Origin of the sequence: Polynucleobacter cosmopolitanus, from assembly GCF_002224225.1 — a bacterium.
Classification (GTDB): Bacteria; Pseudomonadota; Gammaproteobacteria; order Burkholderiales; family Burkholderiaceae; genus Polynucleobacter; species Polynucleobacter cosmopolitanus.
The window spans coordinates 18,887-31,745 of record NZ_NJGG01000001.1 but is presented as its reverse complement, the minus strand read 5'-3'; the positions used below and the strand labels follow the sequence as shown (position 1 = coordinate 31,745).

Annotated in this window: 16 protein-coding genes; 1 reads left to right on the top strand and 15 read right to left on the bottom strand. The window is 42.2% G+C overall.

The window, feature by feature from the left end:
• Nucleotides 1-8: 8 nt before the first annotated feature.
• Genes fliO through fliF form a run of 10 tightly spaced genes read right to left on the bottom strand, consistent with a single transcriptional unit; the run spans nucleotide 9 to nucleotide 8,813 of the window.
• Nucleotides 9-350, bottom strand: a complete 342-nt coding sequence (gene fliO / locus AOC33_RS00195; protein ID WP_089514598.1) for a flagellar biosynthetic protein FliO — start codon at nucleotides 348-350, stop codon at nucleotides 9-11.
• On the bottom strand, nucleotides 347-724 hold the full coding sequence (gene fliN / locus AOC33_RS00190) for a flagellar motor switch protein FliN (protein ID WP_089514597.1): 378 nt from the start codon (nucleotides 722-724) through the stop codon (nucleotides 347-349). The genes fliO and fliN overlap by 4 nt, the downstream gene beginning before the upstream one ends.
• An 11-nt stretch (nucleotides 725-735) precedes the next feature.
• The gene (gene fliM, locus AOC33_RS00185) at nucleotides 736-1,722 is read right to left on the bottom strand and encodes a flagellar motor switch protein FliM (RefSeq protein WP_089514596.1); all 987 of its coding nucleotides are present in this window, start codon (nucleotides 1,720-1,722) and stop codon (nucleotides 736-738) included.
• 2 nt (nucleotides 1,723-1,724) lie between these two features.
• Nucleotides 1,725-2,201, bottom strand: a complete 477-nt coding sequence (gene fliL / locus AOC33_RS00180; RefSeq protein WP_089514595.1) for a flagellar basal body-associated protein FliL — start codon at nucleotides 2,199-2,201, stop codon at nucleotides 1,725-1,727.
• Between the two features lie 26 nt (nucleotides 2,202-2,227).
• On the bottom strand, nucleotides 2,228-3,589 hold the full coding sequence (locus tag AOC33_RS00175) for a flagellar hook-length control protein FliK (RefSeq protein WP_089514594.1): 1,362 nt from the start codon (nucleotides 3,587-3,589) through the stop codon (nucleotides 2,228-2,230).
• Between the two features lies 1 nt (nucleotide 3,590).
• Nucleotides 3,591-4,022 carry a flagellar export protein FliJ gene (gene fliJ / locus AOC33_RS00170; RefSeq protein ID WP_089514593.1) on the bottom strand — a complete coding sequence of 144 codons (432 nt, stop codon included), beginning with the start codon at nucleotides 4,020-4,022 and terminating at the stop codon, nucleotides 3,591-3,593.
• Nucleotides 4,023-4,055: 33 nt separating this feature from the next.
• On the bottom strand, nucleotides 4,056-5,459 hold the full coding sequence (gene fliI / locus AOC33_RS00165; protein WP_089514592.1) for a flagellar protein export ATPase FliI: 1,404 nt from the start codon (nucleotides 5,457-5,459) through the stop codon (nucleotides 4,056-4,058).
• Nucleotides 5,460-5,461: 2 nt separating this feature from the next.
• Entirely contained in the window at nucleotides 5,462-6,115 is a 654-nt protein-coding gene (locus tag AOC33_RS00160) for a FliH/SctL family protein (RefSeq protein ID WP_089514591.1), read from the bottom strand.
• Nucleotides 6,115-7,110 (bottom strand): flagellar motor switch protein FliG, encoded by a 996-nt coding sequence (gene fliG, locus AOC33_RS00155; protein ID WP_089514590.1) that lies wholly within the window; start codon nucleotides 7,108-7,110, stop codon nucleotides 6,115-6,117. The genes AOC33_RS00160 and fliG overlap by 1 nt, the downstream gene beginning before the upstream one ends.
• Nucleotides 7,107-8,813: a flagellar basal-body MS-ring/collar protein FliF gene (gene fliF / locus AOC33_RS00150; RefSeq protein ID WP_089514589.1), complete on the bottom strand. Its 1,707-nt coding sequence runs from the start codon at nucleotides 8,811-8,813 to the stop codon at nucleotides 7,107-7,109. Before fliF ends, fliG begins: the two co-directional genes overlap by 4 nt.
• A gap of 180 nt (nucleotides 8,814-8,993) precedes the next feature.
• On the opposite strand from fliF, the gene fliE reads away from it, so the two are divergent.
• Nucleotides 8,994-9,341: a flagellar hook-basal body complex protein FliE gene (gene fliE, locus AOC33_RS00145; RefSeq protein ID WP_089514588.1), complete on the top strand. Its 348-nt coding sequence runs from the start codon at nucleotides 8,994-8,996 to the stop codon at nucleotides 9,339-9,341.
• A 5-nt stretch (nucleotides 9,342-9,346) separates the two neighbouring features.
• Here fliE and AOC33_RS00140 read toward each other — a convergent pair whose 3' ends face one another.
• Genes AOC33_RS00140 through fliD form a run of 5 tightly spaced genes read right to left on the bottom strand, consistent with a single transcriptional unit; the run spans nucleotide 9,347 to nucleotide 12,855 of the window.
• Nucleotides 9,347-9,652, bottom strand: a complete 306-nt coding sequence (locus tag AOC33_RS00140) for an EscU/YscU/HrcU family type III secretion system export apparatus switch protein (RefSeq protein ID WP_089514587.1) — start codon at nucleotides 9,650-9,652, stop codon at nucleotides 9,347-9,349.
• A complete protein-coding gene (gene fliK, locus AOC33_RS00135) occupies nucleotides 9,645-10,640 on the bottom strand; it encodes a flagellar hook-length control protein FliK (RefSeq protein WP_089514586.1) in 996 nt (331 codons plus the stop codon). The genes AOC33_RS00140 and fliK overlap by 8 nt, the downstream gene beginning before the upstream one ends.
• A 14-nt stretch (nucleotides 10,641-10,654) precedes the next feature.
• A complete protein-coding gene (locus tag AOC33_RS00130) occupies nucleotides 10,655-10,993 on the bottom strand; it encodes a flagellar protein FliT (protein ID WP_180738066.1) in 339 nt (112 codons plus the stop codon).
• Complete coding sequence (gene fliS, locus AOC33_RS00125; RefSeq protein ID WP_089514584.1) at nucleotides 10,990-11,454, bottom strand: flagellar export chaperone FliS; 465 nt, start codon at nucleotides 11,452-11,454, stop codon at nucleotides 10,990-10,992. Before fliS ends, AOC33_RS00130 begins: the two co-directional genes overlap by 4 nt.
• 27 nt (nucleotides 11,455-11,481) lie before the next feature.
• On the bottom strand, nucleotides 11,482-12,855 hold the full coding sequence (fliD, locus tag AOC33_RS00120; protein ID WP_089514583.1) for a flagellar filament capping protein FliD: 1,374 nt from the start codon (nucleotides 12,853-12,855) through the stop codon (nucleotides 11,482-11,484).
• Nucleotides 12,856-12,859: the final 4 nt, after the last annotated feature.

The following is a 12,859-nucleotide window of genomic DNA, read 5'->3' as shown; positions in this document are numbered from 1 at the left end:
ATACGCAATTATTTAACATTATTTTTTCTTAGGTAAGTGTCTAACCAAGATTTAGCGTTAAATGGTGCCGGAGCCGGCACTTCATTTTCAGCGCTAACAATGTCTGCTGTTTTCTGAAGAGTCGCAATATGATTAACCTGACCCGCTGCCACTCCAACAAGAATCAATTGTCCGGAAACCTCAATCAAAGCAACTTTCTCACGTGGACCCAGTGAGCTGATGGCTTTTAATTGAATTAGATTTGAGTGTCCGCCACGAACTGTCTGCAATTTACGAAGTAGGTAAGCGCAACCCCAGATGACCAATAAAACTGCTGCAAGTGCAAAGGTTGTTTGAAATAAAGCACTCATTGACGGCTTAACCTGCGCATGCGTTCAGCTGGAGAAATGATATCGGTCAAGCGAATGCCAAACTTATCTTGTATGACCACGATCTCAGCTTTTGCAACAAGAGTGCCGTTGACATAGACATCCAAGGGCTCAGCAACATTGGTATTGAGTGGTACGACTGAACCTTGGGTTAGGCGGACTAAATTTTTGATAGGCATTTTTGTGCGGCCTAATTCAACCGTTAACTGAACGGGGATATCTAAAATAAAGTCGATGCTTTGAGGATTCTCTTCAGAGACATCTCCCATGTTCAAATCTTTAAAAACACTGCTAGAGTCAGCTGGTAACTCTGGTGTAATGTTTCCTGGGGAATCTGGATTATTTTCTTCTGCCATATAAAAACTCTTTAAGTGAGATGTGTGAAGGAGTCAAAATTATGAATAATCTTTTCTACTTGAATACATAAACGATTATCTTTTTGACCATAAGTGCACTCAATGACGGGTAAACCTTCTACCTTTAAGTTAATGATGTGTGGAAGCTCGGCATATAAAACATCCCCAATCTTTAAATCTAAGACTTTTTTGAGGGTGCTTGGGATGTGGCAAAGCTCGGCAACAGTTGTGATTTCTGCATCCGACATTTGCATTTTTAATGATTCATACCAAACCGACTTGATTTCAGAGCTAATAGAATGAGAGTCACTAGAAATGATTTCTCTTGCAGGTTCTAGCATAGAGTTTGGTAAACAGAAGCTGATTCTGCCACTGATGTTGCCAACCTCAATCACAAACGTTGTCACTGTTGTTAATTCAGTTTGAGGCGCGATATTGGCGAAAGTAGGATTCATCTCGGTTCGCACAAATACAGGGTCAATAGCGTAGTACGGTTCCCAAGCGGTTTGATAATTTAATAGGAGCAGATTGAGGATTCGTTGAATTGTTCTTAATTCGGTTGGGGTAAATTCTCGTGCAATCCCACCCATTTCAAAGCGACCATCACCACCAAAAAAGCTATCAATGAATAGGAACGAAATATCAGGATCAAAGACGCAAAGGCCCAGACCATTTAAAGGTTTAAATTGAACTAAATTTAAACAAGAAGGATTGATGACGGATTGTAGAAACTCACCGTACTCAATAACCCTGATTGTTCCTGTTGAAATATTGGCTGATCTCTTTAAGAAGTTATAAAGAGTGATCCTTGCCAAGCGTGTAAAGCTGTCATTGATCATCTCGAGTGTCGGCAGCTTTTGTGCCATGTACCTCTGTTTGAGAGGGTCGTACTTAACTACATCAGCCTCATTAAATTGTAATGGGGCCTCTACCTTTGAACTTGAAAGTCCAGTCAGTAGAGCGTCCATTTCATTTTGAGAGATAGATTCTTCAGCCATGATTATTGAATGATGAAACTCGTCAATGACACATCAAGAATCTCGATTGGTTCTAACTTGTCTGTAAAAGGCTTTTCTGTGATCGTTTTAAGCTCTTCTAGTAAAGCTAACTTACCTTCTGAAGTGATGACATCCTCTGGCTTTTTACTGGCCAAGATGATTAATGCCCTTGTACGTACTTGAGGCATATAAAGTTTAATCAGTGCTGAGTCATCCCCATTTTTCAATTGAAGACTGATGGTCAGTTGAAGATATTGACGACTATCTTTTAAATTAACAGTCAATGTATCAATTGGCATATAAACTGGAATAGCCTCGAGAGCACTGGCCTTCGCCTTTGCTTTTTCGTCAACTTCAGCATCACCCTTTAGAAAAAACCAAGCGCCACCTCCAGCCAAAGCTAACACGACAACTGCAGCAATGATGATGAGAGGCAGTTTTGATTTCTTTTGCCCTTCTTCTGTTTTTTCTTCAGCCATTTCTTAAACCTTCATTATTTTGTTTGTTAAACGTATGTATTAATTAAGCCTTGCCCCTGAATGGACACTGATTCAACCTGATTAATGATGGCCTCAATGTTCTTAATTTGAGTTTCAGTCTTGGCGTTTTCTCTATTTTGGCTATAACTTCTTGAATTAATATCTGCTTGTCCTAGCTGTAACCCACTGCTCTCTAACATCTTGCCTAGAGATGGAATGGCATCCTGAATGGCTTGTCGAACTTCTGAGCTAGAAACAATGAATTGAACGTTGGTTTTATTTTGGTCAGTTTGAATATTGATCTCAAGAGGACCAAGATTTGGTGGGTTGACCGTGATATTTGCATTCTGTAAAGAATTCGCCACCATCCAGGTGATACGCTGATTTAAAGCTGGACCCCAATCTGGACTTGAGACAGGGGTTTTTATTTCAGGTAAATTCACTGAGTCTATTTGTGCAGATCTAAGATTGGTGCCGATGTTATTAATGCTGATATCTTGGTTTGTTGCATCTAAAGCCAAATCAGAAGCCAGCACTCTCTGAGAAATTGCTGCAGCATTGATTGAATTGTTCAATTTCAATGAATTATTAGCCTTCAACTCTGTCAATTGATTTTCTAGATCAAGAAGATTTGAAGTTAATAAACTGTCAGCATTGTTAACTGTTCTGCTATCTGCATTGTTTCTGGCATTTTGGAGGATTGCATTTCTCAAGTCATTCTCTGACATGACTTCTGAACCCATGACTTCTGGAGTAAAGCCAGTGGTATTTGTGGCGCTTGTTTGGTTAAGGCTATTTTGAATACTGCTATTCAAGGCTTTAGCATCTGCAATGATCTTTTGCTCCGATAAACTCAAGGGACTCTCTTGAGCATTGGATTGAGGCATCACCTCTTTATTGATGACAGAATCAACCCCTGTTGAACCCAATAATGCATTTTTAGCCATTGCGGTATTTATTGAGTCTGTACTGATGCTCTTTTCAGTACTGCGGGCTTCTGATACGGATGTCACCCCATCAATTTGTGCTGCTGAATCAGAGCTGGTTAAACGGTCGATGACTTTTGCGGCAAGGTTAATGCCACTGATCAGTGACGGCGCAACAGCCATGCCAGCCATGGCTTCTACTATCTCAGAGTTATCGACATTTTTCTCATCAGACTCGTTCGCGGCTTTACTTGTTAACTTGGCTTCTTGAGATTGATTAGAGTCAGTAGCTTTTGATTCAGATGTCTGAATTGTTGAAGTTTGTTGATTAAGTTTTTCGGTTTGAGCCGTCAACTGTTGATCAAAGCTCATGCCAGAGTTTGACTGTTGACCATTGTCAATTTGATTCAAATCAAGCTGCGGGCTGCTTGCGATGGTGCTGAGTATGCTTGGAAGATTCACTTTAAAACCCTTTTCTCATAACAGAAAGTTCATCAGAGTTTGCTTGCTCTCTTTGATTTGCTCGAGCTGTTGTTAACTTGATTTGTTTTTTCTGTAATATTTCGTATATCAGTCGTTTTTTTTCAATTTCTCTGAAGTCAGCCTGTCTTTGGGTCACGGCATCTTTTGCAAACTGGATGTACGCTGACTGTTGCACTGCGATTTTTTCAATATTGGTGATAAATTGACGGGTATTTCGATATTCCGAAATGCTGATTCCGCTCAGCGCTTTCTGGCTAAGATTGTCTTCATATTGATTGGCAAATTGGTACAAAGTGTTTGATTTCTCTTTACTTGACTGCTCATTTTTTAAAGCGCTGGCCAAAGCAATAGACGCCGCTTTTGCTTTCTGATCAGCTAAGTCAATAAGAAGTTGAATGACACTTGGGTTCATGGTGCCATTATGTTAGAAACTACCGCTTTTTAATCAAGCGAATAGAGCAGAAAGTTCCCTTAAACTCTCCTCAATACCGTGTTTTTCATCAATTCCTTGCTGAAGAAATTGCTCAATAGCAGGGTATTTTTCAATGGCCAAATCTAAAATTGGGTCGTTTCCAGCAACATAAGCGCCAACGTTGATTAAATCGCGATTTCTTTGGTATTTTGAAATCAAAGCCTTTAATTGACGAGCCTCTTTTTGATGCTCTGCAGAACTAATGGTGGTCATGCTTCGACTAATTGACTGTTCAATATCAATGGCGGGGTAGTGCCCTGAATCGGCTAATTGGCGATTGAGGATGATGTGCCCATCCAAAATGGCTTTTGCTGAGTCTGCTACTGGGTCTTGTGACTCTTCGCCCTCGGTCAGAATGGTATAAAAAGCCGTGATTGAGCCGCTGCCACTTTCACCATTGCCTGCTCGTTCAATTAAAGACGGTATTTTGGCAAAAACGGAGGGTGGATATCCCTTGGTGGCCGGTGGCTCACCGATGGCCAGACCAATTTCACGAGCCGCCATGGCATAACGAGTCAAAGAATCCATGATCAAGAGAACATTTTTGCCTTGATCTCGGAAGTATTCCGCGATAGCAGTTGCATAAAACGCACCTTGCAATCTCATGATTGCTGAATTATCAGCTGGTGCGGCCACGATCACAGACCTGGCCAAACCTTCTTCACCCAATATGTCATCAACAAATTCTTTCACTTCTCGCCCTCGCTCACCAATCAGTGCAACTACCGTGATATCTGCAGTTGTATAGCGCGTCATCATGCCAATCAAAATACTTTTACCAACACCTGATCCGGCGATTAAACCCATGCGTTGGCCGCGGCCAACCGGTAACCCAGCGTTAATGGCACGTATCCCGGTGTCTAATTTTTCGACGATGGGTGATCGGCGCAATGGATTGATTGGTGCTACGTATAAGGGGGCAGAGGGATAGCTTTGGATAGCGGGTCCAGTGTCAAGGGCCTTTCCTGCGGCATCAATGACTCTTCCAAGCAGTTGAAAACCCACCGGAAGAGACCTTCCAGATGAAGGGGTGCTTTGCTCGTGCTGTGTTTCATGATCAAAAGAAAGTGGTCTTGGAATGCTGTCAGAAGGGATGACATAAGCTCCAGGTTTTACACCTTCAACGTTTCCGAGCGGCATTAAAAATAAACGATCGCCATCGAATCCCACGACCTCAGCGTCTACGCGCGAATTGTTCGGAAGAGGCACATAGCAGGGGCTTCCAACAGGCAATCTTAATCCAACAGCTTCCATGACCAAGCCTGCCACACGAATCACTTTTCCTTGGGTTTGTAATACTTGAGCGTCACTGATGCGTTCATGACATGATTTAACAAAATCACTCAGTTCTAAGTTATCTGTGGATTGATCAGGCATGCTCAGAGTTGATCTTTGGTGGGTTTTTTACCCATGGCTATGGCCAATTTTTGCCACTTTGATTCTATAGAGGCTTCGATGCGATTACTGCCCGTCTCAATCAAGCAATCTCCTCTTGAAATTTGCTCATTTGATTGAATGATCCAACCAGCTTTTTTTAATTCAGCCCCTTGAAATTCTTCAACAAGCAAAGCATCTTCTGGATGAAGTACGATTTTTGCGGGCAACTGCAAGACAGGTATTTCTTGCAATGCTTGATAAATGACATCATTGATCAGTTCTGGTTGAGCCTCTAAAGCTTTGCTGACAAGCGCGCGACTGGCATCAAGCGTTAAGTCAACCAATTCTTTTGCCATCTCTTCACGAACATGATGAATCTGTTGTGACAACTTGGCTTGCAGGGCAACCAGAATAGCTATTCTTTCATTGATTTCAATTTTTGCTTCGTCCAAGCCTTGTGCAAAGCCTTCTTCGCGACCCTGAGCAAAACCTTCGGCTCTGCCTTCTTTTCTTCCTTCAGAAAACTCAGCTTGTCGGCCATCAATGATTTCTTGAGCTAGTTTTGCAATCGATGGATCAGGATGTTTGAAGCGGTCTTCATTGAGTGAGACAAGCTCCCATCGTTCATACGCAGTCTCTATTTTTTGTTCGGACATTAAATGAACTCTTCTTCATCACCTTCAGACATGACAGAAATCGTTCCTGCGCCTAGCAAGCCTGTAACAACCGCAAGAATTTCTCTTTGTTGTTTTTCAACTTCTGATAATTTGACTGGGCCTTTTGCTTCAAGATCTTCGCGCAGAAGGTCGCCAGCACGACGTGACATATTGTTAAGAAACTTGTCGCGCAGTGCATCTGAAACACCTTTGAGAGCGGTGACCAAGCCTTCCGATGAAATTTGTTGAAGAACAATTTCCATATCACGATCACGAATTTTGATGATGTCATCAAAGATGAACATTTCATCTTTGATTTGTTGTGAAAGCTCTTCATCAATGCCCGCAACATATTGCATCACATTGTCACTGACCTCTGTTCCCAAGAAGTTAAGAATTTCAGCAGCAGGGCGAACACCACCCAAGCCTCTTTGTGAGTCATCCTTGAGCAACAATTTAGATAAAGAAATGTTCACTTCTGTCAGTGCTTCAGGAGGAATACCATCTAAGGTGGCAATTCTTGAAATGACTTCGTTTCGCACTTCAACGGGTAATTCAGTGAGAATTTCACCCGCTTTTTGTCGTGTCAAGAAAACCAATATGGTTGAAATGATTTGAGGATGTTCATTGACAATCAATTGTGCAGCCTGTTTGGGCGGCATATTTTTAAGTACATCAAGACCGGAAGAGTAATCTTGTTTATTTAAGATTCGACCTAGTACAAGACCTGCATCCTCTTCACCAAGAGTCTTTTCTAAAATGTCTTTTAAGAACTCATCATTATTAACGCCCAATGCAGATTGAGATTTGACGTCTACGCTAAAGTCTCTTAGAACTTTGCGTAAATAAGCGTCATTCACACCCTTGAGTTCAGAGATGGCTCGACTGATGCGCTGTAACTCATCTGCAGTGAGATTCTTGAGAACCTCCGCAGCTTTCTCCTCGCCAAGAGCAAGTATCAATACAGCAGATTTTTTTAAGCCTTCAACGCTCATTCGTTAATCCAATCTTTCACTACTGCAGCCACAGCTTTAGGATTTTGAGCACCAAATTTTTGAACTGCTTTTAGGTCACTGCCAGAGTTGCGACCAAGACCAGAAAGATCGGAAGCAATTTTCTTGGCTTCCGCATCAAGTTCTTCATCAACTTCTTCTTCCTCTTCTTCTTCAGCATTGCCTCCAGCACCTGTGCCGCCAGCCCCATTTGCGAAACCTCCTGCACCCGCACCTGCACCTGCACCTGCTGCGCCAAATGCAAAGCCGCCACCTACAGATGCATTACTCATGCGTGTCATGAGTGGTTTGAGCACTTTGGAATAAAGTAAGAACAAGACAATCGCAGTTACTAAGTATTGAAGAACAGTTTTGGCTGTTGATAAATTGGCATAAGGTTTCCAAAATGGATCTACTGGAATGTCTACCTTTTCAGCTTGCTTGAATTCGCTGTTGGTCAGATTGATGGTGTCGCCACGGTCTTGGCTGAATCCAACGGCCTCTTTAATCAAAGCAGTAACTTGTGCTTTTTCATCATCCGTCAATGGTTTCTGAGTGGTTTTACCTTCTTCATCTACCGATGATTTTAAATTCACCACAACGGCCACCGCCAAGCGTTTGATGCCGCCAACAGGCTCTTTGGTGTAGCTGACTACCTTATCAACTTCATAGTTGACAATATTTTCTCTTTTCGCATTGGTTGCGGCACCAGCTGGGCTTGCATTAGCATCTTTACCGGCACCAGCTTGATTACTGGCCGCTCCTGGAATGCCGCCTTTCACTGGGTCTGAGCTGGTTGATTCATTGCTCTTTTGACTGCGAATGGTATTTTTCTCTGGATTGCTATTCGGGCTATATGTTTCGGTTGCTTTTTCTACGGAAGCAAAATTAACCTCTGCTGCCACCTGTGCTTTAACGTTTCCTTCTCCAAGGAGAGGAGTCAGAATTGCTTCGATGCGTTTGATGAGATTGTCTTGAATGTCTCTGACATACTTTAATTGTGATGGATCTAGTTTATTAGGATCGTTGCTATCACTGGTTTTGCCGGACAGTAAGGAGCCATTTTGATCAACGACCGTCACATTTTTGGCAGGTAATTCAGGAATACTGCTCGATACCAAATGAACAATCGCATTGACTTGCCCCATATCAAGAGTTCTTCCCGACTGAAGATTGATCATCACTGAAGCAGTGGGGTATTGTTTTTCTCGAACAAAAACAGATGGTTTAGGGATTGCTAAGTGAACGCGGCTGGATGCCACAGACCCAATCGAGTTAATGGTTCTTGCCAATTCGCCTTCTTGAGCCCTTTGATAGTTAACTTGCTCAATGAACTGAGAGGTCCCCATTTTTTGGTTTTCCATCAACTCAAAACCAATGTTTCCTCCTCTGGGCAAACCTTGCGCCGCTAATTTCAAGCGAGCATCATAAACTTGACCAGATGGCACCAATATAGTGCCACCATCTTCTGAAAACTTATAAGGAACTGCCATTTGAGCAAGCGCTGCGACGATAGCGCCACCATCACGATCAGAGTAATTGGATAAAAGAACCCTGTAATCTGAAGTTTTCATGCTCCACATAAAAACAGCGGCCATGATTCCGACCGCTAAAGCAATGCCTGCACCCAAGGCAATATTGAGTCCAAAACTACTCTGAATAAAGTTGCTAAATCCACTGCGTTGTTGGTTCTCTTGATCTGGCATCGTTTATTTAATTAAGGGTGAAAAAAATGTTACAAATTGACACATAACATTCTCCTACTTGCTCATCCAGCTATAAGCTTAAATAGGGGTGAAAAACCCCCTTTTATCAGAGGGTTGACTCAGTTTTGACTTGATATAGTCATCAAATCTTGTAAAGGTAATAAAAGGCCTCAATTTAATATGACTTCACCAGTTGGAAGCTCTCAAATAGAGTCGATTTTGAGCCAGATACGTAACAGTTCTGCTGTGGTCAGGCCGCCTGTGGCAAAAACCATGGATGTTGCTAACCCTGCATCAACCACAAAAATTGATTTTGCTTCTGCTTTGCGTGCTCAATTAGATCAGCTTAATAGCATGGAACAAAGCTCAGTCAGCTTAGGGCAGCGATTTGCCCTTGGTGACACCAAAGTTAATTTATCGGATGTCATGATTGCATCTCAAAAAGCCAGTGTTGCCATACAAACCAGCGTTCAGGTGCGTAATAAGGTGGTTGCAGCTTATCAAAGCATCATGAACATGCAGATTTAAGCTGGTCAAGACTCATCATTTTTGACTTCTATTTTTTTAGCAGGCACCATGGCTGCATCTATTTGATAAAGCCAGGCCAATAGTTCTGCCACCACCTTGTACAAACTAGGTGGGATCTCTTTATCTAAATCAATACCCATCAATAAAGCCACCAGTTCTTTTGACTCATGCACGTAAATGTCATTGGCTTTTGCTAGCTCAATGATCTGCTCTGCAATCAAGCCTTTTCCTGCTGCAACGACCACAGGGGCTCTGCTGCCAGCTTCATAGGCAATTGCAACGGCAGTGCGAAGATCTTTGGGCTTATTCATCTTTTTGAATAATGATGCTGCTCACATCATGACCTAAGGCGCTGAGGGTGTTAATTAACGCTTGCTGAGAATCTTGTAAACGAGCGACTCCAGAATCTTTACCAATCAGCAGCTTCACTTGTGTTTGATTGCCAACGATGATCACTGAAGCCTTTACCTCACCCAAATGAGGTAAGTGAAACTGCATTCTGGTTTGCCATACCTTTTCGGCCGGTTCATTTGATTTGTTGGGGGTTCTGGGGGTGTCGTCCTTGATTTGCCAGGTAAAGTGCTGCCCTGGCCAAAGCTCACCCTGCCAAGTAAAACTTCGTTTTTCTAAAGCATTCAATTGTTGCGGGATAACTGAGTTATTCGTGCCACCCATGCCATCTTCTTGCGTGTCAGTAAAAATGACCGCACGCAACAAACTTTGTTGATTTTGTGGTTCTTGCTTGATTTGATCGGTTGTTCTTTGTCCAATCAACCAATCTTTTAAATGGGACTCATAAAAAGTACCACTCATCTCAACAGCTTTTGATAGCTGAGGAGGTAAGTCATCAACGCTTTCTGGGTGCGATAAAGATGATTTAAGCAGTGGCCGTGCACCTTTGATCGGGGTGCTGTCATTGGGTATCTGACCCATCAATTGACCTAAAGAACTGAACTTTTGCTCTGGATTTGGTAAGCGACCACTAACACCAAAACTTAAATTAGGGCTTTTGCCAAGCAAAGTTAACTCAAGAGACTCGCCAACCTCTAAGCCAGCAGGTAGCTGCATCTGCACAGTTGCCGAGTTTTTGCCAGTTTCTTTGGATGTTAGTTGAACAACTGCTGTGCCATCAGGCTGAAAGCTCAGAATTTGTGCTTTGAAATTTTTGCCAACCGCTATTTGATCAAGGCGGATAGCGGAGTCAATTCGGGGATCTCCTGCAATAGCACTTGAGCGCAGAATCTCAGTTGCTGAGATAGCTGTTTTATTTGCCAAAAGATTATTTGGCAGAATAGCCATAAAAAAACCTTAAGTTAGAAATCTCTTGAATTATAAAACCGTTCAATTTTCTTTTGGTTACTGGTGTTTCCAATCAAAGCATCTAGATTTTTCATCCAAGGTTCTGTGATGTCACGGATTGCACGATCAGTTCCAAGAATACTTTGTATCAATTTAAACTTTTTTTCAATTTGGTCAGAAGATAGGGGGGCTGACACTTCCTCTGTTTTTAGAATGCCAACTTCATTGGTGCATTTTGCGCCTAATTCTTCAAACAAAGCCCAATTTTTTTCACGAGCTGCTACTAACATCTCTTCTGTGATGTTTTGAACATTTTCATACAAAGTGATCACATCATCTTGCGTCAACATCATAGAGCCCTCGCAAAATTTTGAGCACTTGATTCGTTTGCAGCAGGCGTCCTTCTCATGGTCGCCACGTTCACGTTGGGATCGATGGCATTCCATGCGCCCCTGAGTTCATTGATCAAATGACGAACTTCCTGAATACGATTGATATCGTTATGTAAATTAGCCAAAGTTAATTGATGAGCCATGTATTGATAAAGCATGTGAAGATTTTCACCCAGCTTATTGCCAGATTCGTACTTAAGGCTGGCATCAAGGCCTAGCAAAATGATATCAATGGCTTTGCTGATTGAAGTGAATTTCTCAGTCAACTTATCGTTCTTAATGTCAAATTCAGCTTGATTCAAGGCAATAACGGCGCCTTCAAATAACATGCTGATCAATTTATGAGGATCAGCTACCAAAGCATTCGACTCTAAATTGATCATTGCGTAATGTTTTGCAGCATTGTGTGTATAAGTGAACATAAACTATTGCCCTATAAATGACTGCTATTAGTTATTCTTTGCGTTGCTCATGGCATCAAATTGATTAGTCAAATAACTGGCCATCGAATTTAGGCTCGCTACTGTTCTATCTAATGCTGTGTATTGTTTTTTGTACATTTGTTGTAAATCATCCAAACGTAATTGTTCTTGATCTGCTTTGGCCTGTAATCGACGAATATCAGACTGCAGGCTTGATTTTCTATTGGTGATTAAGCCATCGATGCCGGTAGCGTCTGCAAGAACAGTATTCAGCTGATAAGCAAAACCTTGCAAAGTTTTGCTATCACTTGAATCGCCTGTTCCTGAAAATAGTTTTGCTACTTTATTAAAGTTAGCGCTGATAGCAGTGTTTAACGCAGTGCTATCTAAGCTCAAGGTGCCATCACTTTTAAAGTTAACACCTACTTGGCTTAAGCGATTGTAAGAAGTCGTTGCATTGACACCAAGGGTGCTCGTGACGATGCTTCTGATTTCTCTGCGCAAACTGTTAATGGCGGAGTCGCCATACAACGCAGCCCCTTTTTTTGCAGTCGCATCGTAGCTTGAAATATCTTTGAGTGACTTGTCCAAGGTATTAAAGGCTTTGACAAATTCGGAAATCTTTGAAGATAAAGAGCTGCTATCTTGATTAACGGTAATCGTAGAGTTACCAGATCCAACAAGATTGATGGTCAGTCCTGGAATGAGATCTTTGATGGTATTGCTCGATCTACTGACTGTTGTGCCGTTGATTGTGACTGAGCCAGCAACCGCATTGGCACTTATAAAGTCAAGACCTGTGAAATCATTGCCAGCTGATAGGGCAATGGTTGCAGCAGTATCTGATGAGTTAACGATTCGTATTTGATAATCTGGCGCAGCGCTTGTGCCAAGGTTGGCAACGGTGGCGCTGACACCACTGATATTCGCGTTATTAATAGCATCCACTAAGCCAGCAACTGTGTAAGTTGTTGGGGTAATTGTGGTGCCTGAAATAGTCATGCTGCCAGTGCTACCAATAGAAGAATTGATGCTGGTGTAAGAAGTGTTGCTTATATCGCTGGTAAGAACCTGAGGCGATGCCAATGTGACGTTGGTGATTTTGTATTCACCAGCAAGAGCAGTGCCATCATTGCTAACCGTTAAAACGCCAGTGCTAGAACTGCTAGCCGTTGTTGCTTTGACGGTACTTGGTGTTATCAATCCAGCAATGGACGATTGGAATGATGAGATTTGGCTTGAGATACTACCGTAAGCAGATATCTGAGCATTATCAGTAGAAATTGATTTGTTGATTGAATTAAGAGGACCTTTTTCGGCATCCATCAAAGCAGTAACGATCTGGCTTACGTTTAAGCCAGATCCGATACCGCTTGATGAGATAGTTGCCGAAGAGGCCATTTAG

Coding starts and splice junctions, on each gene's coding strand:
- fliO (WP_089514598.1), bottom strand. CDS start 350: ATGAGTGCTTTATTTCAAACAACCTTTGCACTTGCAGCAGTTTTATTG.
- fliN (WP_089514597.1), bottom strand. CDS start 724: ATGGCAGAAGAAAATAATCCAGATTCCCCAGGAAACATTACACCAGAG.
- fliM (WP_089514596.1), bottom strand. CDS start 1,722: ATGGCTGAAGAATCTATCTCTCAAAATGAAATGGACGCTCTACTGACT.
- fliL (WP_089514595.1), bottom strand. CDS start 2,201: ATGGCTGAAGAAAAAACAGAAGAAGGGCAAAAGAAATCAAAACTGCCT.
- fliJ (WP_089514593.1), bottom strand. CDS start 4,022: ATGAACCCAAGTGTCATTCAACTTCTTATTGACTTAGCTGATCAGAAA.
- fliI (WP_089514592.1), bottom strand. CDS start 5,459: ATGCCTGATCAATCCACAGATAACTTAGAACTGAGTGATTTTGTTAAA.
- AOC33_RS00160 (WP_089514591.1), bottom strand. CDS start 6,115: ATGTCCGAACAAAAAATAGAGACTGCGTATGAACGATGGGAGCTTGTC.
- fliG (WP_089514590.1), bottom strand. CDS start 7,110: ATGAGCGTTGAAGGCTTAAAAAAATCTGCTGTATTGATACTTGCTCTT.
- fliF (WP_089514589.1), bottom strand. CDS start 8,813: ATGCCAGATCAAGAGAACCAACAACGCAGTGGATTTAGCAACTTTATT.
- fliE (WP_089514588.1), top strand. CDS start 8,994: ATGACTTCACCAGTTGGAAGCTCTCAAATAGAGTCGATTTTGAGCCAG.
- AOC33_RS00140 (WP_089514587.1), bottom strand. CDS start 9,652: ATGAATAAGCCCAAAGATCTTCGCACTGCCGTTGCAATTGCCTATGAA.
- fliK (WP_089514586.1), bottom strand. CDS start 10,640: ATGGCTATTCTGCCAAATAATCTTTTGGCAAATAAAACAGCTATCTCA.
- AOC33_RS00130 (WP_180738066.1), bottom strand. CDS start 10,993: ATGATGTTGACGCAAGATGATGTGATCACTTTGTATGAAAATGTTCAA.
- fliS (WP_089514584.1), bottom strand. CDS start 11,454: ATGTTCACTTATACACACAATGCTGCAAAACATTACGCAATGATCAAT.
- fliD (WP_089514583.1), bottom strand. CDS start 12,855: ATGGCCTCTTCGGCAACTATCTCATCAAGCGGTATCGGATCTGGCTTA.